The sequence below is a fragment of the Streptomyces sp. bgisy100 genome (genome assembly GCF_057709105.1).
In genome coordinates this window covers 48,078-67,917 of the sequence record NZ_JBYITE010000012.1, presented here as the reverse complement: position 1 = coordinate 67,917, position 19,840 = coordinate 48,078, and the positions used below count along the sequence as shown (strand labels likewise).

The following is a 19,840-nucleotide window of genomic DNA, read 5'->3' as shown; positions in this document are numbered from 1 at the left end:
CCCAGGTGGGGGGCCTGCCTGGATGATGATCTTCCGTTTGATCTTTACGATGTGTCGGTTTGTGTGTCCTGTCCATGGGGGGCGAAGGGAGAACCAGGAGCGTTGAGTACGGAGCAGGGATCTCAGTCCCACTACCGACGATCCCTCGGCACGGTGGCCCTCACCGCCGTCGGGCTGGGGTCGATCATCGGTTCCGGGTGGCTTTTCGGTGCTGAACGGGCCGCCGCGCTCGCCGGTCCCGCCGCCATCCTCGCGTGGGTCATCGGCGCCGTGGTCGCCCTGACCATCGCCCTCACCTACACCGAGCTCGGCTCGATGTTCCCGAAGGCCGGCGGCATGGTCCGCTACGGCCAGTATTCGCACGGCTCGCTCGCCGGCTACCTCGCCGCCTGGGCCAACTGGATCGCGATCGTCTCGGTCATACCCGGCGAGGCGACCGCCTCGATCCAGTACATGAGTTCCTGGGACTTCGCCTGGGCGCAGGGGCTGTACGACGGCAAGGAGCTCACCGGGACCGGCGTCGCCGCGTCCAGCGTGCTGCTGCTCGTCTACTTCTTCCTGAACTGGTTCGCGATCACCCTCTTCGCGAAGACCAACACCGCCATCACCGTCTTCAAGGTCGTGGTGCCGGTCCTGACGGCGGGCGCGCTGATGTTCGCCCACTTCGACACGAGCAACGTCACCAGCCACGGTGGCTTCACGCCGAACGGCTGGAGCGCGGTCTTCAGCGCCGTCGCCGTCTCCGGCATCGTCTGGGCCTTCAACGGCTTCCAGTCGCCGCTGAACATGGCCGCCGAGGCCCGCAACCCCGGCAAGTCGCTGCCCAAGGCCGTGATCGGCTCGATCCTGATCGCCCTGGTCATCTACCTGGCCCTGCAGGTCGCGTTCCTGATGGCCGTCCCGGCCGAGAAGCTCGCCGCCGGCAACGGCTGGAGCGGACTCGCCTTCAACTCCCCGCTCGCCGACCTCGCCATCGCCTGGGGCATGAACTGGCTGGCGCTGCTGCTCTACGCGGACGCGTTCGTCTCCCCGTCCGGCACCGGCATGATCTACGCGGCCACCACCTCGCGCATGATCCACGGCGTTCAGGAGAACGGCCACCTGCCGGGTGTCTTCGGCAAGGTCGACCCGAAGACCGGTGTGCCGAAGCCGGCACTGCTGCTCAACCTGGTCGTGGCCTTCGTCTTCCTCGCCGTCTTCCGCGGCTGGGGCTCGATCGCCGAGATCGTCGGTGTCGCCACCGTGATCTCCTACATCACCGGCCCGGTCGCCGTGATGGCGCTGCGCCGGCTCGCCCCCGAGCTGCCGCGGCCGGTGAAGCTGCGTGCCATGCCGGTCATCGCCCCCATCGCGATGATCTTCGGCTCGCTGGTCATGTACTGGGCCCGCTGGCCGCTCACCGGCAAGGTCATCTTCATCATGGCGATCGGTCTGCCGATCTGGGCCTGGTACGAGCTGCGCAAGCCGTGGGCCGAGCTGAAGCCGCACTTGAAGGCCGGCGCCTGGATGGTCACGTACCTGCTGGTCATGGCCTTCGTCTCGTGGGCCGGCGGCAAGGAGTTCGGCGGCCAGGGCTACCTGCCGGAGGGCTGGGACATCCTGGTCGTGGCCCTGATCGGGCTCGCCTTCTACGCCTGGGGCGTCCGCAGCGCCTGGCCGAACCCGTCCCTGGCCGACGTCCGGGCGGAGATGGCCGTGGCGGACGGCGAGAGCGCCGACGGCCGCGAGAGGTCCGACCTCGAACGCGTGGCCGGATGATTACCTCTTTGTGAAAACCCGTATCCGGTGCGTAAGGGTCGGGCGTACGCTCGGGCATATGCGGACTGGGGTTTCCACAGAGGTCGTGGCGCTGTGCACGGGTGCGCGGGGCCCGGCGCGGGAGGCGCGGCGATGACCGACAACGGTGCCGTACTGCCGTGGATCGTCATACGTCAGGACGACAACGGCCAGCAGTACCGTGTCGGTCGCTACGCCACGCGCGCCGAGGCCCAGCGGGTCGCCGACCGGCTGGAGGCGGGCGGCCACAAGCAGCTGTACCTGGTCGAGCGGGCCGGCCGCCGGGCGTCGTAAGGAGGCCGGGCATCATGCGGGGCCCGCTAAGTCGCGTCCGCGCCGTAGGGTTTGGCGCGTGACGGACGACGGGACGACGATCGTGGTCGCCGGAGCGGTGCTGCACGGCGGGCGGCTGCTGGCTGCCCGCCGCAGCGCGCCGCCCGCGCTGGCCGGCCGCTGGGAGCTGCCCGGCGGCAAGGTGGAGCCCGGAGAGGCTCCCCGGGCCGCGCTCGTCCGCGAACTGCGGGAGGAGCTCGGCATCGAGACCGAGCCGCTCGCCCGGATCCCCGGGGAGTGGCCGCTGACGCCGGGTTATGTGCTCCGGGTGTGGACCGTCCGGCTGGTCGCCGGCGAGCCCCGCCCGCTCCAGGACCACGACGCGGTCCGCTGGCTCACCCCCGACCGGGCCGACGAGGTCGACTGGCTCGACCAGGACCGTCCGGCCGTCGGGGAGGCCGTCCGCCTGCTGGCCGGCCGTGCGCCGGGGGAGTCCCGGACGCCGGAGCGTCCGGTGGGCGGGGCGTAGCACCCGAATCTTGTGCCTTTCGTGGCACAGTGCGCCGAATGTCGCGATAGCCGGGCTCCGATAGCGGGTATGTGCCTTCTAGTGTCCGAACATCCCCCCGATATTCGGACAGATCGAACAGCGTGGTCTGCCATGGGATCTGCCAGCGGTCTGGAAGTGGTCGGCGTGAGCGACAGCGCAGGGGCCTTCGACCCGGCTCCGCCTGCCGTACGCCCCCTGTCGGAGGACCGGGCGGCCGAGTGGAGCTTCCCGGCCGAACCGGGCTCCGTGCGCAAGGCGCGGTCCCTGGTGCGCTCGACGCTGAACGAGTGGGGCCTGAACGCGGTGAGCGACGTGACCGTACTGCTCGTCAGTGAACTCGTCACCAATGCCATGCGCTACGCGAGCGGTCCCATCGGGGTGCGCATCCAGCGCATCCGCAGCGACGCGCTGCTCGTCGAGGTGTCCGATCCGCTGCCCGATCCGCCGCTGGCGCGGAGCGCCGAACCCGACGACGAAGGCGGGCGCGGCCTGCAGCTCGTCGCCCATGCCTCCAAGCGCTGGGGCACGCGTCACGGCAACCGGGGCAAGGCGGTGTGGTTCGAGCTCGGTCTCCCTGGTTAGGAGAAGGGAGATAGTGCTGATCACGGCAGCGGTCCCGCTGAACGATCTTCGATGCGATAGTGGGCGGCAGCATTTCGGGGGTGGCGCACCCACCCTCGAATGAGACGGTGCTGTGATCGTGAAGGCCGTGTTCCGGACAGCCGGGGTGCTGGATACTGGCCCAGGCCGGTCCGGGCAAGGTGAGCTGGAGGGGACGGGCGCGTGAGCGACATACCAGCGGGGGCGGGGACGCCTGACGAGGCAGCGGCTGCCCCCACGTGGCAGAGCAATCCGCCCGGATCGATCTACGACTACATCCGGGTGGCCTCCTTCTCGCTCGGGCCCGACGGCCGCATCGAGCAGTGGAGCGACCGGGCGGCCGAACTCCTGGGCATCCCCGCCCACGCCGCCGTCGGCAAGGACCCCATCGACGCCTTCGTCCCCAGCGAGCTGCGCGACCTCGGACACCGCAAGATCGCGGAGATCATGGACGGCCGCGAATGGGTCGGGCTGGTCCCGTTCCGGGCCATCGAGGGCGCCGGGCCGCACGGGCTCGCCGAGGTCTATGTGATGCCGGCCCGCGCGGAGGACGGCGGCCGCGGGGCGGTCTGTATCGTCGTGGACGTCCGCGCCCTGCGCAGCATCGAGACCGACCTCGCCGCCTCGCAGGCGGTTTTCGGTCAATCCCCGATGGGTTTCATCCTCTTCGGCGCGGACCTCCGGATCCTGCGGGCCAACGCCCGCTTCGCCTCCGTCTTCGGCGGCACCATCGACTCCCACCGCGGCCGCAGCCCCGCCGACTACCTGCCGCGCGGCGAGGCCGAGCGGCTGACCGGGGCCCTCCGCCAGGTCATGGAGAGCGGCAACCCGGTCACGGAGCTTCAGCTGATGGGGGCGGTCCCCGGCGACCAGGAGCGGCACCGGTGGTCCGTCAACCTCTTCCGGCTGCACAGCGCGAGCGGCCGCCCCATCGGGGTGGCCGGGCTCGCCACCGATGTCACCAGGCGCCGCAACGCCGAACGCGAGGCCGCCAGCGCCCGGCGCAACCTGGCGCTGCTGAACGCGGCCGGCGCCCGGATCGGCAACTCCCTGGACCTGGAGACCACCGCCCGCGAACTCCTCGACGTCGCCGTGCCGCAGTTCTGCGACCTGGCCTCCGTCGACCTCTACCAGGGCCTGCTGGTGGGGGACGAGGCGCCGCCGGGGCTCGCCGACGGCAGCGCGGAACTGCGCCGGGTCGCGTTCGCCAGCGCCGTCTCCGACGCCCCCGTGGTCATCTCCGCCTGCACCGTCCCCGACGACGGGGAGCCGCGGCCCGTCGAGGTCGGAGCCGTCCACCGCTACCCCTTCAACTCGCCCTGTGCCAGTGCCCTGCGCACCGGCCAGGTCCGCGTCATCCCCGGGCAGGACAGCGACGACGGCCCGGAGCTCGGCGCCGTCGTGCAGTCCACCCTCGCGGTGCCGATGGTCGCCCACGACACCGTCGTCGGCCTCGCCCAGTTCTCCCGCACCAAGGGCAGCGAGCCGTTCGGCGAGCGGGACACCGCGCTCGCCGTCGAACTCGCCTCCCGGGCCGCCGTATGCATCGACAACGCCCGCCTCTACCGCCGGGAGCACGAGCGCGCGCTGATCCTCCAGCGCAGCCTGCTGCCGCCCGGTGACCCGGAGGCGGCCGGACTCGACATCGCCTGCCGCTATCTGCCGGGCACCACCGCCACCGAGGTCGGCGGCGACTGGTTCGACGTCATCGAACTGCCCGGCCACCGCACCGCCCTGGTCGTCGGCGACGTGATGGGCCGCGGACTGCGGGCCGCCGTCGCGATGGGCGAACTGCGCACCGCCGTCCGGACGCTGGCGCTGCTCGACCTGGAGCCCGCCGAGGTCCTCTCCGCCCTCGACGAGATCGCCCGCGGCCTCGGGGCCCCGGGCGGCTCCTACGGCGGCGCGGCCGCCTCGCGGGCCGCCTCCCGGAACGGCGGCTCCGGGGAGGCCGCCTCCGACCTCTCCGAGGTCTATCTGGCCACCTGCGTGTACGCGGTCTACGACCCGGTCACCCGGCGGTGCACCTTCGCCAACGCCGGCCATCTCCCGCCCGCGCTGGTCGAGCCCGGGGAGCCCGCCCTGATGCTGGAGGTGCCCACCGGCATGCCGCTCGGCGTGGGCGGCGAGCCCTTCGAGGAGGTCGAGGTCGAACTCCCCGACGGGGCCGTGCTCGCGCTCTACACCGACGGCCTCGTGGAGTCCCGCGACCATCCGCTGGACGAGGGGCTGCGGGACTTCCGCACCGCCCTCACCAACCCGCCGCCGTCCTCGGCGGAGGGCGCCCCCGACCCGCTCGAGGACCTCTGCGACCACGTCCTGGGCACCCTGGACACCCACCACGGCGAGGACGACATCGCCCTGCTGATGGCCCGGGTGCAGGGCCTGCCCGCGGACTCGGTCGGCGACTGGAAGCTGGCGCCGGAGCCGCAGTCGGTCTCCCGGGCCCGCGAGCAGGCGCGCGAACAGCTCGTCGCCTGGGGCCTGGAGAGCCTGGTGGACACCACCGAACTGCTGGTCAGCGAGCTGGTCACCAACGCCCTGCGGTACGGCGAGGGCGAGATCCGGCTCCGGCTGCTGCTCGACCGGACCCTGGTCTGCGAGGTCTGGGACGGCGGTCTGGTCCAGCCGCGCCGCCGCCGGGCCCGGGACACCGACGAGGGCGGCCGCGGGCTCCAGCTCGTCGGCCTGCTCTCCGCGGGCTGGGGCAGCCGCCGCACCCCGCACGGGAAGACGGTCTGGTTCGAACTCGCCCTGCCCAGCGGCGAGTCGGCGGCCGTGGACCCGGTGGAAGCCCTGCTCAGCCTGTACTGAGGCGACGGACACGCCGAGGGGGAGGGCCGCCGGCCCTCCCCCTCCGCGCGTCCGGCCGCCGTCACGCGCGGCGGCCGGTCACCGGCTCAGCTGCGCCGCCGGATCTTGTCGCCCAGCCAGACCAGCGGGTCGTACTTGCGGTCCGCGGCCCGCTCCTTCAGCGGGATCAGCGCGTTGTCGGTGATCCTGATCCCCTCCGGGCAGACCTCCGTGCAGCACTTGGTGATGTTGCAGTAGCCCAGCCCGTGGTCGTCCTGCGCGGTCCGCTTGCGGTCCAGGCCCGACTCCTCGGCGGCGTCCAGCGGATGCATGTCCAGCTCCGCGACCCGCATGAGGAAGCGCGGCCCGGCGAAGGCCGGCTTGTTCTCCTCGTGGTCGCGCACCACATGGCAGGTGTCCTGGCACAGGAAGCACTCGATGCACTTGCGGAACTCCTGCGAGCGCCCCACGTCCTCCTGCATCATCCGGTAATCGCCCGGCGCGACCCCCGGCGGCGGGACGAAGGAGGGCACCTCCCGCGCCTTGGTGTAGTTGAACGACACGTCCGTCACCAGGTCCCGGAGCACCGGGAAGGCCCGCAGCGGGGTGACCGTGATGGTCTCCGACCGCTCGAAGACCGACATCCGCGTCATGCACAGCAGCCGCGGCCGCCCGTTGATCTCCGCACTGCACGAACCGCACTTGCCCGCCTTGCAGTTCCACCGCACGGCCAGATCGGGCGCCTGGGTGGCCTGGAGCCGGTGGATGATGTCGAGCACCACCTCGCCCTCGTGGACCTCCACCCGGAAGTCCTCCAGGCCGCCGCCGTCCGTGTCGCCCCGCCACACCTTGAAGCGGGCCTCGTAGCCACTCACTGGGTCAGCTCCTCGTCCGTCAGGTACTTCACCAGCTCTTCCTTCTCGAACAGCCCGAGCAGGTCGTCCCGGATGGGCTCGCTCTCCCGCCGCTCCAGCCGGATCTGGCCGCGCTCGGTGTCGGTCGCGGCCAGGCCGCCCGTCGGGTCGGAGAGCCGGCAGACCAGGTTGATCCGCCGCCAGTCCCGGTCCATCCGCGGATGGTCGTCCCGGGTGTGGCCGCCGCGGCTCTCCGTGCGTTCCAGCCCGGCCCGCGCCACGCACTCGCTGACCAGCAGCATGTTCCGCAGGTCGATCGCCAGGTGCCAGCCCGGGTTGAACTGCCGGTGCCCCTCGACGCCCGCGCGCCGCGCCCGCAGCCGCAGCGCGGCCAGCCGGTGCAGCGCCTCCGTCATCTCGCTCTCCCGGCGGATGATGCCGACGAGGTCGTTCATCGTCTGCTGGAGCTCCTGGTGGAGCGTGTACGGGTTCTCCGCGGGGCGGCTGTCCGGGTGCTCCGGATCGGGGCCCTCGGCACTGAACGGACGCAGCGCCTCCGCCTCCGCCATGGCGATCTCCGTGTCCTGGGGCAGCGGACGGGCGCCCCCGGCCGGCGCGGCGGCGTACTCCGCCGCGTGCAGCCCGGCCCGCCGTCCGAAGACCAGCAGGTCCGACAGGGAGTTGCCGCCCAGCCGGTTGGAGCCGTGCATGCCGCCCGCGACCTCGCCCGCCGCGAAGAGCCCGGGCACCCCGGTGGCGGCCGTGGTGTCGGGGTCCACGTCCACCCCGCCCATCACGTAGTGGCAGGTCGGCCCGACCTCCATCGGCTCGGCGGTGATGTCGACGTCCGCCAGCTCCTTGAACTGGTGGTGCATGGACGGCAGCCGCCGTTTGATCGCCTCGGCGGGCATCCGGGTGGACACGTCCAGGAACACCCCGCCGTGCGGCGAGCCCCGGCCCGCCTTCACCTCGGAGTTGATGGCGCGGGCCACCTCGTCGCGGGGCAGCAGCTCGGGCGGGCGGCGGTTGTGGTCCGGGTCCTCGTACCAGCGGTCGCCCTCGTCCTCGCTCTGCGCGTACTTCTCCTTGAAGACGTCCGGGATGTAGTCGAACATGAAGCGCTTGCCCTCGCTGTTGCGGAGCACGCCGCCGTCGCCGCGCACGGACTCGGTGACGAGGATCCCCTTCACCGACGGCGGCCAGACCATCCCCGTGGGATGGAACTGCACGAACTCCATGTTGATCAGCGGGGCCCCGGCGAGCAGCGCGAGGGCGTGCCCGTCGCCGGTGTACTCCCAGGAGTTGGAGGTCACCTTGAAGGACTTGCCGATGCCGCCGGTGGCGAGCACCACGGCCGGGGCCTCGATGACGAAGAACCGCCCGGACTCGCGCTCGTAGCCGAAGACGCCCGCGACCCTCCCGTCGGACTTCAGCACCCGGGTGACGGTGCACTCCTGGAAGATCTTCAGCCGCGCCTCATGGTCACCGTGCTCGCGCTCGTCCTCCTGCTGGAGCGAGACGATCTTCTGCTGGAGGGTGCGGATCAGCTCCAGACCGGTGCGGTCGCCGACGTGGGCGAGCCGCGGGTACTCGTGGCCGCCGAAGTTCCGCTGGGAGATCCGCCCGTCCTTCGTGCGGTCGAAGAGCGCCCCCCAGGTCTCCAGCTCCCACACCCGGTCGGGGGCCTCGCGCGCGTGCAGCTCCGCCATCCGCCACTGGTTGAGGAACTTGCCGCCGCGCATCGTGTCGCGGAAGTGGACCTGCCAGTTGTCGCCCGCGTTCACATTGCCCATGCTGGCGGCGATGCCGCCCTCGGCCATGACCGTATGGGCCTTCCCGAACAGCGACTTGCAGATCACCGCGGTCCGCATGCCCTGTTCCCGGGCCTCGATGGCGGCGCGCAGGCCGGCGCCTCCCGCACCGACCACGACCACGTCCCACGCCTGCCGGTCGACTTGGGTCATAGATGTTCCATCTCCATCTCAGAAGAGCCGCGGGTCGTCGAAGGCGCCGGTGGCGAGCAGATAGACGTAGAAGTCGGCGAGCGCGACGCTGATCAGTGACGACCAGGCGAGAAGCATGTGCCGCTCGTTGAGCTTTCCCACCCAGCCCCACATCCGGTAGCGCACCGGGTGCTTGGAGAAGTGCCGCAGCCGGCCGCCGATGATGTGCCGGCAGGAGTGGCAGGACAGGGTGTACGCCCAGATCAGCACGATGTTGACGAGGAAGACCAGGGTGCCCAGACCCATGTGGCCCCACTCGTACTCGCTGTTCCGGAAGCCGAGCACGGTGTCGTACGTCAGGATCCCGGCCACCGGCAGCGCGGCGTAGAAGAAGTACCGGTGGATGTTCTGCAGGATCAGCGGGAAGCGGGTCTCGCCGGTGTACGTGCGGTGCGGCTCCGCGACCGCGCACGCCGGGGGCGAGGCCCAGAAGCCCCGGTAGTAGGCCTTGCGGTAGTAGTAGCAGGTGAGCCGGAAGCCCAGCGGGAAGATGAGGATCAGCAGGGCGGGGGAGAGGCCCCACCAGCTGCCGAAGATCTCCCAGTTGGGACCGCCCCGCATGGTCTCGCAGTTCTCCGCGAGACAGGGGGAGTAGAACGGCGAGACGTACGGCGCCGCGTAGTAGTCGGAATTGGCGAAGGCCCGCCAGGTCGAGTAGACGATGAAGGCGAGCAGGCCCGCGGCGGTGACGGCCGGCGCGAGCCACCAGCGGTCGGTCCGCAGATGTCGCGCCGGAATGGCGGCACGCGGGGCGGAGAGCACTCCGCCCCGTGCGTCGCCGGGGTCGTCGGTGCCCGGTCGGGGTTCGGTGCCAGTGGCCAAGAGTGACTCCGTGCTGGAGTGGGATCGGCGGTGGATGCGGAGCGGAGGGGCTCGTCGTCGGCCGGTGCCGTGACCGCAACGGTGTGCCGGAAGGCTCGCGGTGCCGTGCCGGGCGCCGCGAGCCGGCGCACCGCTGCGGTCACGGCGCTAGGGCGCGCGCCGGTCGCGCGCGCCGAGACCCTCGTCCTCGGCGTCCGCCCACAGGGCGCTGTTGTAGGGGGCGTCGGGGATGGTGACGAGGTCGGTGCGGCGGGGCGTGGTCCCGGCCCGCTCGGGCGGGGCGGTCTCGCGCAGCAGGGCGAGACTCTCGCGCAGATGGTCCGCGTCGGCGCGCACCCGGCGGATCTCCAGGCCGGTCCCGATCTGCTGCTCCAGTCGGCCGACGGTGCGGAACAGCTCCTCCACCGTGCGCTGTGCGGCTGTCAGATCGTCCTGAAGGGACATGAAACGCCCTCGCTTCCCATGGGCCCCTCCTGTCGAAGGGAGCAGGAGGGAGGCTGACAACGCTGATGCGCATGAGAGTGTCGCGCGTCACATATTGCCTTGGCTAGGGCGCCACCGCGATTACCCATTTCGTGTCGCCCGGATACGCCCTGTCAGCGTGCGGGGGTGCCTTCGGGCTTGCTCCCTCCGGGTGGCAAAACCCCCGTATCCGCCGTGTCTGCGCCCCGGAACGGGGGGCGTCGCGTTCAGTGGTGCAGCAATAGATGCGATGAAAGACATAAGCCGCCAAACGTGTGCAGCCCGGAGGTTCAGACATGTCGATCGACGGCATCCGAGTCGGGGCGGCCTCCCGTCAGCGCCGCTGCACCGCGCTCCTCGCGGCGGGCGTGCTCCTTCCGCTGCCGGTCCTGGCCGGCTGCAGCTCCTCGTCCTCCGAGGAGGCCACTCCCCGGCAGGCCGTCGTGCCGCAGGACGTCGCCTCCGCGGCCCGCGGACAGCTGCGCGGCGGCGGCACGGTGCGCTGGGCGATCGACGCCGTGCCGGTGACCCTCAACACCTTCCAGTCCGACGCCGACGCGGCCAGCGACCGGATCGCCGGGGCGGTCCTGCCCGCGCTGTTCACCCTCGACGAGCGCGGCCGGCCCAAGCGGAACCCCGACTACCTCGACTCCGCGGACGTGACCGAGCGCGAGCCCCAGCAGGTCGTGGTCTACAAGCTGAAGCGCGCGGCCAAGTGGAGCGACGGCCGGGCCCTCGGCGCGGAGGACTTCGCGGCCCAGTGGAAGGCGCTCAGCGGCCGGAACCGTGCCTACTGGACCGCGCGCAACGCCGGGTACGAGCGGATCCGGAAGATCGAGCAGGGCCACAGCCCGCAGGAGGTCCGGGTCACCTTCGGCAAGCCGTACACCGACTGGCGGTCGCTGTTCACCCCGCTCTACCCCAAGGCCGTCATGGGCACCCCCGGCGCCTTCAACGACGGCGCGCGCAAGACCCTCAAGGCCACGGCCGGGCCCTTCGCGCTGAAGGATGTCGACGGTACGAAGGGGCGGGGGAAGGTCACCCTGGTCCGGAATACGCGCTGGTGGGGCGAGCGCCCGAAGCTGGACTCGGTGGTGTTCAAGGCCGTGGCGCGGGACCGGCGGGCGGCCGCCCTGAGCGACGGTGAGCTGGACGTCGCCGACATCGACCGGTCGACGGTGGAGAAGATCCAGGCCGCGGCGCGGCCGAAGAGCGGGGGCCGGAGCGAGAAGGGCGGCGACGCCCGGCAGGCGGCCCACCACGGCGAGTCGCTCGCCGGAGCGCTCCGCTCCGCCCACGCCGGTCCGACGGAGGCGCTCCGGGCCTGGGCCCGGGCCCACGGGACGCCGCAGGAGCGCGCCGCCGAACGGGCGCGCCGCGCGGCGGCCTCCCGGGCGGAGAACCTGCGCGGCTACACCGTGCGCAAGTCCCTGGAGCCCGCCTACACCCAGCTCGCGCTGAACGGCGCCTCCGGGCCGCTGGCCGACGAGCGGGTGCGCCGGGCCGTCGCCCGGGCGATCAACCGGCAGGCCATCGCCGACGCCGTGCTGAAGCCGCTCGCCCTGCCCGCCCAGCCGCTCGGCAGCCATCTGCTGATGGCCGGGCAGCAGGGCTACCAGGACAACAGCGCCGCACTCGGCAGCCAGGACACCGAGGCCGCCCAGGCGCTGCTCAGCTCCGCGGGCTGGCGGCGGGAGGGCGGCGCGGACCTGCCCAAGGCGGGCGGGAAGGCGGAGGACCGGCGCAACGGCGACGACACGGGCCAGGACGGGGACGAGAAGAAGAAGCAGGCCCGGGAGGAGCGCGGCGAGAAGAAGGACGAGAAGAAGAAGGACGAGAAGAAGAACGAGAAGCAGCGGGACGAGGAGAAGCAGGCCCGGGAGAAGCGGGACGAGGAGAAGCCGGCGAAGAAGGACGGGGAGAAGCAGGAGAGCGCGCGGAAGGACGACGGGGAGAAGCGGGACGGCGAAAAGCAGGACGGGGAGAAGAAGGACCGGGAGAAGAAGGGCTCGGCGAAGGAGGCCGGGCCGGGCGGCAGCAGGGCCGGGTCGGCCGACGTCCACGCGGTCCGCAAGGACGGCAAGCCGCTGGTCCTCCGCTTCGTCCTGCCGACCGGAACCGGTGCCGAACCGCTGCGCACCGTCGGCGACCGGATCTCCGCGATGCTGGAGGACATCGGCGTCAGGACCGAGATCGTCAAGGTCAAGGACGACAGCTACTTCAAGGACCACATCGCCGCCGGTGACTACGACCTCGCCCTGTGGTCCTGGCCCGCGAGCGCCTACCCGGCCACCGACGCCCGTCCGATCTTCGCCAAGCCGCAGCCCGCGGCGGACGGCTCGCTGATCGTCGAGCAGAACTACACCCGGGTCGGCACGGACCACATCGACCAGCTCTTCGACCAGGCGGTCTCCGAGCTGGACGGCGCGGCCTCGCGCAGCCTGGTGCGCCGGGCGGACGCCCGGATCTGGGCGGTGGCCGGTTCGCTCCCGCTCTACCAGCGGCCGCAGCTCGTCGCGGCGCGGTCGAACCTCGCGAACGTCGGGGCCTACGGCTTCGCCACCCCGCGCTACCAGGACATCGGCTTCCGGAAGTAGCGCTTCAGCAGGAAAGCGGCCTCCGCAGGAAGCGGCCACGGCAGGAGACGGCCGCACCGCAGGAAACAGCCACCGCAGGAGACGGCCTCCGCAGAAGACGCCTTCCGCGGAGAGCCGGACGGGCCGGGGGCGGGCGGGTCGCCACCGGCCCGCCCGCCCCGGCCACGAGGGCCCTCACCGGCCCGCCCCGGGGCCCCGTCCCCCGGGAACCGAGACCATGACCGTGATCAGACCCGGGAACGGGGGAGTCGAGAGCATGCAGCGTGTGTGGATCGCAGCAGCGGTGGCCGTCCTGGTGACAGCGGGAACGGCGGGCTGCTCGGCGGAGAGCGACGACAAGCCGGCCAGGACCGAGGCCGCCGCGAAGCGGCCCGCCCCCGCGCCGCCCGCCCGCCGTGCGGTGGAGCGGGCGTGCGAGGACGGTACCTACCGCTGGTTCAACGCCGCCCAGCGCTCGGTCGTCACCGATCTCTCCCCGACCCGGCAGTACCGCAAGGGCCGGGAGATCAGCAGTGAGCGCAACGTGGAACTCGTGCGCTTCACGCCCGCGGTGGCGGCCCGGGGCCCGGCGCTCCCCGCCGGTCTGGTGATCCAGGCCCTCGCCCAGCGGCTGAAGGCCGACGGCCTGGCGGGAGACGGCATGGAGGGCTCCCCGGCCAGCTCGCGGGACGACGGCAGCTCCGCCGGCACCTGGTCCGCGAGCCGGTCCGGCCGGTACCTCACGGCCCGCTCGGTCCGGCTGGTCGAAGCCGACTTCACCTACACCTGCCGCGGCACGGGCCGGAGCGCCACCACCTCCGGCCATGTGCTCACCTGGCGGTCGGGGGCCGATCTGGACGTGGTGAGCTGCGCCGCCAAGCCGGAGAAGAAGCGGCCGGCGTGGCTGCGCGAGGCGGCCCGGCTCGGCTGCCGCAAGGGCGATCCGGCGCGCTCCTGACCGGCGCGGGAACGGGCGGTACGGGCGGTAGGCATCGCCGGGGAGTCCGGAGTTTGCCGGTCCACGTACCATGGGAGGCAGCCGAGGCGGGCCAGCCCGGCGGGGCGTACGAGGAATGAGACGCCGCATCCCACGATCCGAGAGAAGCGCTAGTCACCCATGCCCACGCGCCACGACATTCGTAACGTCGCCATCGTCGCCCACGTCGACCACGGCAAGACGACCCTCGTCGACGCCATGCTGAAGCAGGCCGGTGCCTTCGCCGCGCACGCCGCTGAGAACCTCGACGAGCGCATGATGGACTCGAACGACCTCGAGCGCGAGAAGGGCATCACCATTCTCGCGAAGAACACCGCGGTCAAGTACCACCCGAAGGACGGTGGCGACCCGGTCACCATCAACATCATCGACACCCCCGGCCACGCCGACTTCGGCGGTGAGGTCGAGCGCGGTCTGTCGATGGTCGACGCGGTCGTCCTGCTGGTCGACGCCTCCGAGGGCCCGCTCCCGCAGACCCGCTTCGTGCTCCGCAAGGCCCTCGCGGCCCGGATGCCGGTCATCCTGTGCATCAACAAGACCGACCGCCCGGACTCCCGGATCGACGAGGTCGTCAACGAGACCTACGACCTGTTCCTGGACCTGGACGCGGACGAGGACCAGATCGAGTTCCCGATCGTCTACGCCTGCGCCCGTGACGGCGTCGCCTCGCTGACCAAGCCGGAGGACGGCACCGTCCCCGCCGACAGCGAGAACCTGGAGCCGTTCTTCACCACGCTGCTGGACACGGTCCCGGCCCCGCAGTTCGACGAGACCGCCCCGCTCCAGGCGCACGTCACCAACCTCGACGCCGACAACTTCCTCGGCCGTATCGCGCTGCTCCGGGTCGAGCAGGGCGAGCTGAAGAAGGGGCAGACCGTCGCCTGGATCAAGCGCGACGGCTCGATCTCCAACGTCCGCATCACCGAGCTGATGATGACCGAGGCGCTCACCCGCAAGCCCGCCGAGAAGGCCGGCCCGGGCGACATCTGCGCCGTCGCCGGTATCCCGGACATCATGATCGGCGAGACGCTGGCCGACCCGGAGAACCCGGTCGCGCTGCCGCTGATCACGGTCGACGAGCCCGCGATCTCGATGACCATCGGCACCAACACCTCGCCGCTGGTCGGCAAGGGCGGCACCGGCAAGGGCGCGGACGCCAAGAACGCGGTCAAGGACCGCAAGGTCACCGCCCGCCAGGTCAAGGACCGCCTGGAGCGCGAGCTGATCGGTAACGTCTCGCTGCGCGTGCTGGAGACCGAGCGTCCCGACGCCTGGGAGGTGCAGGGCCGCGGCGAGCTGGCGCTGGCCATCCTGGTCGAGCAGATGCGCCGCGAGGGCTTCGAGATGACCATCGGCAAGCCGCAGGTGGTCACCAAGGAGGTCGACGGCAAGACCTACGAGCCCGTCGAGCGGATGACCATCGACGTGCCCGAGGAGCACATGGGCGCCGTCACCCAGCTGATGGGTGTCCGCAAGGGCCGCATGGACAACATGTCCAACCATGGCTCCGGCTGGGTCCGCATGGAGTTCGTCGTCCCCTCCCGCGGTCTGATCGGCTTCCGTACCGAGTTCCTGACCAACACCCGCGGCACCGGTATCGCGCACTCCATCCACGAGGGCCACGAGCCGTGGTTCGGCCAGCTCTCCACCCGTAACAACGGCTCCCTGGTCGCCGACCGTTCCGGTGCGGTCACCGCCTTCGCGATGACCAACCTCCAGGAGCGCGGTGTGCTCTTCACCGACCCGGGCACCGAGGTGTACGAGGGCATGATCGTCGGTGAGAACTCCCGCTCCGACGACATGGACGTCAACATCACCAAGGAGAAGAAGCTCACCAACATGCGCTCCTCCTCGGCCGACTCCTTCGAGGCGATCGTGCCGCCGCGCAAGCTGTCGCTGGAGCAGTCCCTGGAGTTCTGCCGCGACGACGAGTGCGTCGAGGTGACCCCGGAGGCCGTGCGCATCCGCAAGGTCGTCCTGGACCAGAAGGAGCGCGGCCGCACGGCGTCGCGCGCCAAGCGGTGACCCGCCGCCTTTTCCGGTGACTCTCCCGCGTGAGCCGATGAGCTGACAGCTCTTCAGCCGCAGGGATACGCTCGGCCCGGCACCCCTTTCGACGAGGGTGCCGGGCCGTCGTGCGTGCCCCCGCGTGTCAACGGGGTTTCTCCCGCACCGCGTTCGGATATCGGGCACCGATCACCGGAAGAAGCGTTAACAGTCCGTTTCATGCCTGTCTGTATGGGCTCCCTTTGTCCGGATTTCGGGCATCTCGATGAACTTGATGTGACCAAAACGAGATCCCTTACGTGTGGTTTACGGCGCGAACCTACTCGATAGTTGGGTCCATTGAGCTCGGGTCAATGGGTCAAGCGCTGTGGGGAGCGCCGACTCACGAGCAGGGGGTGCCGACTGCAGCTGTCAGGGGTGTCAGCGCGCGGCCGGCGTCCTTCCATGTAATGGACAGTGGACTCCTGAGGAGGCATACCCATGCGCGGTGCCAAGAGCGCCAAGTGGGTCGCGGGCGCGATCGTCGTGGCGATGGCCGCGACCGCCTGCGGTGGCGGCAACGACTCCGGTGCCGGCGGCGGCATCAACGACGGCAAGCCGGACCCCAAGGGGATCCTGGTCGCCCAGCTGAGTGAGCCGCAGCACCCGCTCCAGCCGGCGAACGCCAAGGAGAGCCAGGGGAGTCGCGTGCTGCGCACCATCTTCTCCGGCCTCGTGGACTACCAGCCCGGCACCGGCAAGCTCGAGTACATCAACGCCGAGTCGGTCACGCCGAACAAGGACTCCTCCGTCTGGACCGTCAAGCTCAAGCCGGGATGGAAGTTCCACAACGGCGAGCCGGTCACCGCCAAGTCCTACGTGGACTCCTGGAACTGGTCGGCCAACGTCGAGAACGGCCAGACCAACTCCAGCTGGTTCCAGGACATCAAGGGCTACGAGGACGTCCACCCCGAGAAGGGCAAGCCCTCCTCGAAGAAGATGTCCGGCCTGAAGGTCGTGAACGACAACGAGTTCACGATCAGCCTCAAGGACTCGATCTCGTACTTCGCCTACAAGCTGGGCTACGACGTCTGGGCCCCGCTCCCCAGCGGCTTCTTCAAGGACCCCAAGGGCTACGGCGAGAAGCCGGTCGGCAACGGCCCCTACAAGTTCGTCTCCTGGGACCACAAGAAGCTGATCAAGGTCCGGAAGTACGACGACTACAAGGGGTCGAACAAGGCCAAGAACGGCGGCATCGACTTCAAGAACTACACCACCGCCGAGGCCGCCTACTCGGACCTGCGCTCCGACCAGCTCGACTGGATCGAGCAGATCCCGACGACCTCCCTCGCCAACTACAAGCAGGACCTGGGCGAGCGGGCGATCAACACCGACCAGTCGTCGATCCAGACCATCGCCTTCGCCTTCTACACCAAGCAGTGGAAGAACATCGACCCCAAGGTCAAGCAGGGCCTGTCGATGGCGATCGACCGTGACACCATCACCAAGAAGACGCTGAACGGCAGCCGCGTCCCGGCGACCAGCTTCGTCGCCAAGGACGTCCTCGGCTACCAGGACGGCGCCTGTGGCGAGGCGTGCACCTACAACCCGAAGAAGGCCAAGGCCCTCATCAAGGAGGGTGGCGGCGTCCCGACCAACAAGATCTCGATCCAGTTCAACGCGGACCAGCCGCACAAGATCTGGGTCGACGCGGTCTGCAACAGCATCCGCAACGCCACCGGCGTCGAGTGCGTCGGCGACTCCAAGCCGGACTTCCAGGCCGACCTGAACGCCCGGGACAACAAGCAGGTCAAGTCGATGCACCGGTCCGGCTGGACGCTGGACTACCCGGTCAACGCCAACTTCATGCGTGACCTGTACGGCACCACGGCCGCGGGCAACACCGACGCCTACTCGAACAAGAAGTTCGACGAGCTGTCGGCCGAGGCGGACAAGGCCCCGACCCTCGACGAGACGGTCAAGAAGTACCAGGAGGCCGAGAAGCTGCTCGCAGCCGACATGCCGGCGATCCCGCTCTGGTACTACAAGGTCGACTCCGGTCAGTCCAAGAACGTGTTCGGGAAGATCCCGTTCGCCCAGGACGGCGACCCCATCTTCACCGACGTCCAGGTGAAGCAGAAGTAGCAAACCGGGAACGCCGGCCGGTGCCGCCGCTCGTACGAAGCGGCGGCACCGGCCTGCAGGCGTAGGCCCCGCACCCCCACCGCAGGGCGGTGCCGAGGTCTGCCGCCACCCCTCACGGCTTGGAGGCATGATGGGGCGCTACGTCGCGCGGCGACTGCTCCAGATGATCCCGGTGTTCATCGGGACGACTCTGTTGATTTTCCTGATGGTGCACTCACTCCCCGGCGACCCCGTCCGGGCGATGTGGGGCGACAAGGCGGCGGACCCCGCCCAGGTCGCGCAACTGCGCCATGAATTCGGTCTGGACCTGCCGATGTGGCAGCAGTATCTGAACTACATGGCCGACCTGTTCAAGGGCGACTTCGGTACCACGTTCGGCGGCCGGCCGGTCCTGGACGAGATGTCGATGGCCTTCCCGGTCACGGTCCGGCTCACCCTGGTGGCCCTCACCATCGAGATCGTGCTGGGTATCGCGCTCGGTGTGTGGGCGGGGCTGAAGGCGGGCCGGGCGGTGGACACCGGGGTGCTCGCGTTCACCCTGATCGTCATCTCGATCCCGGTCTTCGTCCTCGGCTATCTGGCGCAGACGCTGTTCGCCGACACCCTCGGCTGGGTCACGCCCAGCGTCCAGGACTCCATGGACATCGGACAGTTGATGCTGCCCGGCTTCGTCCTGGCGATGCTCTCGCTGGCGTATGTCGCGCGGCTCACCCGGACCACCGTCGCCGAGAACCGCCGGGCGGACTACATGCGCACCGCGATGGCCAAGGGCCTTCCCCGGGGCCGCATCGTCGGTGTCCATCTGCTGCGCAACTCGCTGATCCCCGTCATCACCTTCCTCGGGTCCGACATCGGTGCCCTGATGGGCGGCGCGGTGGTCACCGAGGGCATCTTCAACGTCCAGGGTGTCGGGAACGTGCTCTTCCACGCGCTCGGTCAGCGCGAGGGCTCGACGATCGTCGGTATCGTCACGGTCTTCGTCCTCATCTTCCTGGTGCTCAACCTGATCGTCGACCTGCTCTACGCGGTCCTGGACCCGAGGATCCGGTATGCCTGACGTGACCAAGACGAAGACGGAGCAGGTCGTCGACGCCGTCGCGGCACCTGCTGCCGAGCCCGCGGCGAGCGTGGCCACCGAGAAGGCGCGGAGCCTGTGGGGCGACGCCTGGCACGACCTGCGCCGCCGCCCGGTCTTCGTGATCTCGGTGGTGCTGCTGCTCGTGCTGTTCACCATGGCCGCGTTCCCGTCGCTCTTCACCAGCGCCAACCCGCGGGCCGGACAGCTCACCGACCACTTCCTGACCAAGCCCCAGCTGACGCACTTCTTCCAGCCCGACTGGTTCGGCTATGACAACCAGGGCAACAGTGTCTACGCGCGTACCGTTTACGGAACCCGCGCCTCCATCCTGGTCGGTGTCGGCGTCACCTTCGTGGTGACGCTGGTCGGTGGTGTCCTCGGCATGCTCGCCGGCTACTTCGGCGGCTGGCTGGACGGGATCATCTCCCGGCTCACCGATGTCTTCTTCGGCCTGCCGTTCCTGCTCGGCGCCATGGTCGTGCTCAACGCGTTCACCAAGCGCGACGTCCTCGTGGTCATCGGTGCGCTGGCCTTCCTGGGCTGGACACAGATCACCCGGGTGATGCGCAGCGCGGTGATCACCAACAAGCACGCGGACTACGTCATGGCGGCCCGGGCCCTCGGCGCGAGCACCACCCGGATCATGTTCCGGCACGTGCTGCCGAACTCGGTCGCTCCGGCCATCGTCGTCGCCACCATCTCGCTCGGCGGCTTCATCTCGGCCGAGGCCACCCTCTCGTACCTGGGCATGGGACTCGCCGACCCGGCGATCTCCTGGGGCACCGATGTCTCCATGGCCAAGGACGTACTGCGCGACAACCCGCACGTCATGCTCTTCCCCGCACTCGCGGTCAGCATCACCGTGTACGCGTTCATCATGCTCGGCGACGCGGTGCGCGACGCCCTCGACCCCAAGCTGCGCTGA

Annotated in this window: 15 protein-coding genes; 11 read left to right on the top strand and 4 right to left on the bottom strand. The window is 70.3% G+C overall.

Annotated elements, in window-relative coordinates:
* Nucleotides 1–102: 102 nt before the first annotated feature.
* The 5 genes from AC3EQ1_RS11185 (at nt 103) to AC3EQ1_RS11165 (ending at nt 6,013) form a co-directional block, all read left to right on the top strand.
* Nucleotides 103–1,758 carry an APC family permease gene (locus AC3EQ1_RS11185; RefSeq protein ID WP_432094171.1) on the top strand — a complete coding sequence of 552 codons (1,656 nt, stop codon included), beginning with the start codon at nt 103–105 and terminating at the stop codon, nt 1,756–1,758.
* A 132-nt stretch (nt 1,759–1,890) separates the two neighbouring features.
* Nucleotides 1,891–2,070 carry an SPOR domain-containing protein gene (locus tag AC3EQ1_RS11180; RefSeq protein ID WP_432094170.1) on the top strand — a complete coding sequence of 60 codons (180 nt, stop codon included), beginning with the start codon at nt 1,891–1,893 and terminating at the stop codon, nt 2,068–2,070.
* Nucleotides 2,071–2,149: 79 nt separating this feature from the next.
* Nucleotides 2,150–2,578, top strand: coding sequence for a (deoxy)nucleoside triphosphate pyrophosphohydrolase (locus AC3EQ1_RS11175; RefSeq protein WP_432094255.1), 429 nt, complete (start codon nt 2,150–2,152; stop codon nt 2,576–2,578).
* Between the two features lie 132 nt (nt 2,579–2,710).
* Entirely contained in the window at nt 2,711–3,181 is a 471-nt protein-coding gene (locus AC3EQ1_RS11170; protein WP_432094169.1) for an ATP-binding protein, read from the top strand.
* A gap of 201 nt (nt 3,182–3,382) precedes the next feature.
* Nucleotides 3,383–6,013, top strand: a complete 2,631-nt coding sequence (locus AC3EQ1_RS11165; RefSeq protein ID WP_432094168.1) for a SpoIIE family protein phosphatase — start codon at nt 3,383–3,385, stop codon at nt 6,011–6,013.
* 86 nt (nt 6,014–6,099) lie between these two features.
* Here the strand turns inward: AC3EQ1_RS11165 and AC3EQ1_RS11160 are convergent, their stop codons facing one another.
* The 4 genes from AC3EQ1_RS11160 to AC3EQ1_RS11145 all read right to left on the bottom strand — a co-directional run bounded on the left by AC3EQ1_RS11160 (nt 6,100) and on the right by AC3EQ1_RS11145 (nt 10,115).
* Nucleotides 6,100–6,867 (bottom strand): succinate dehydrogenase/fumarate reductase iron-sulfur subunit, encoded by a 768-nt coding sequence (locus AC3EQ1_RS11160; RefSeq protein WP_432094167.1) that lies wholly within the window; start codon nt 6,865–6,867, stop codon nt 6,100–6,102.
* Nucleotides 6,864–8,810, bottom strand: coding sequence for a fumarate reductase/succinate dehydrogenase flavoprotein subunit (locus AC3EQ1_RS11155; protein WP_432094166.1), 1,947 nt, complete (start codon nt 8,808–8,810; stop codon nt 6,864–6,866). Before AC3EQ1_RS11155 ends, AC3EQ1_RS11160 begins: the two co-directional genes overlap by 4 nt.
* A gap of 18 nt (nt 8,811–8,828) precedes the next feature.
* The gene (locus AC3EQ1_RS11150) at nt 8,829–9,671 is read right to left on the bottom strand and encodes a hypothetical protein (protein WP_432094165.1); all 843 of its coding nucleotides are present in this window, start codon (nt 9,669–9,671) and stop codon (nt 8,829–8,831) included.
* 147 nt (nt 9,672–9,818) lie between these two features.
* Complete coding sequence (locus AC3EQ1_RS11145) at nt 9,819–10,115, bottom strand: hypothetical protein (RefSeq protein WP_351504815.1); 297 nt, start codon at nt 10,113–10,115, stop codon at nt 9,819–9,821.
* A gap of 314 nt (nt 10,116–10,429) precedes the next feature.
* Here AC3EQ1_RS11145 and AC3EQ1_RS11140 point away from each other — a divergent pair, with 314 nt between their 5' ends.
* From AC3EQ1_RS11140 to AC3EQ1_RS11115, 6 genes are all read left to right on the top strand, one after another.
* Complete coding sequence (locus AC3EQ1_RS11140; protein ID WP_432094164.1) at nt 10,430–12,730, top strand: ABC transporter family substrate-binding protein; 2,301 nt, start codon at nt 10,430–10,432, stop codon at nt 12,728–12,730.
* Nucleotides 12,731–12,986: 256 nt separating this feature from the next.
* A complete protein-coding gene (locus tag AC3EQ1_RS11135) occupies nt 12,987–13,667 on the top strand; it encodes a hypothetical protein (RefSeq protein WP_432094163.1) in 681 nt (226 codons plus the stop codon).
* 159 nt (nt 13,668–13,826) lie between these two features.
* Complete coding sequence (gene typA, locus AC3EQ1_RS11130) at nt 13,827–15,731, top strand: translational GTPase TypA (protein ID WP_432094162.1); 1,905 nt, start codon at nt 13,827–13,829, stop codon at nt 15,729–15,731.
* Nucleotides 15,732–16,193: 462 nt separating this feature from the next.
* Complete coding sequence (locus tag AC3EQ1_RS11125; protein WP_432094161.1) at nt 16,194–17,837, top strand: peptide ABC transporter substrate-binding protein; 1,644 nt, start codon at nt 16,194–16,196, stop codon at nt 17,835–17,837.
* A gap of 130 nt (nt 17,838–17,967) precedes the next feature.
* Nucleotides 17,968–18,894, top strand: coding sequence for an ABC transporter permease (locus tag AC3EQ1_RS11120; RefSeq protein ID WP_432094160.1), 927 nt, complete (start codon nt 17,968–17,970; stop codon nt 18,892–18,894).
* Nucleotides 18,887–19,840 (top strand): ABC transporter permease, encoded by a 954-nt coding sequence (locus AC3EQ1_RS11115; RefSeq protein WP_432094159.1) that lies wholly within the window; start codon nt 18,887–18,889, stop codon nt 19,838–19,840. The genes AC3EQ1_RS11120 and AC3EQ1_RS11115 overlap by 8 nt, the downstream gene beginning before the upstream one ends.

Excerpts from the sequence above, each read along its gene's own strand:
- AC3EQ1_RS11180 (WP_432094170.1), top strand. The coding sequence starts at position 1,891 with ATGACCGACAACGGTGCCGTACTGCCGTGGATCGTCATACGTCAGGAC.
- AC3EQ1_RS11170 (WP_432094169.1), top strand. The coding sequence starts at position 2,711 with ATGGGATCTGCCAGCGGTCTGGAAGTGGTCGGCGTGAGCGACAGCGCA.
- AC3EQ1_RS11155 (WP_432094166.1), bottom strand. The coding sequence starts at position 8,810 with ATGACCCAAGTCGACCGGCAGGCGTGGGACGTGGTCGTGGTCGGTGCG.
- AC3EQ1_RS11145 (WP_351504815.1), bottom strand. The coding sequence starts at position 10,115 with ATGTCCCTTCAGGACGATCTGACAGCCGCACAGCGCACGGTGGAGGAG.
- AC3EQ1_RS11140 (WP_432094164.1), top strand. The coding sequence starts at position 10,430 with ATGTCGATCGACGGCATCCGAGTCGGGGCGGCCTCCCGTCAGCGCCGC.
- AC3EQ1_RS11135 (WP_432094163.1), top strand. The coding sequence starts at position 12,987 with ATGCAGCGTGTGTGGATCGCAGCAGCGGTGGCCGTCCTGGTGACAGCG.
- typA (WP_432094162.1), top strand. The coding sequence starts at position 13,827 with ATGCCCACGCGCCACGACATTCGTAACGTCGCCATCGTCGCCCACGTC.
- AC3EQ1_RS11125 (WP_432094161.1), top strand. The coding sequence starts at position 16,194 with ATGCGCGGTGCCAAGAGCGCCAAGTGGGTCGCGGGCGCGATCGTCGTG.
- AC3EQ1_RS11120 (WP_432094160.1), top strand. The coding sequence starts at position 17,968 with ATGGGGCGCTACGTCGCGCGGCGACTGCTCCAGATGATCCCGGTGTTC.
- AC3EQ1_RS11115 (WP_432094159.1), top strand. The coding sequence starts at position 18,887 with ATGCCTGACGTGACCAAGACGAAGACGGAGCAGGTCGTCGACGCCGTC.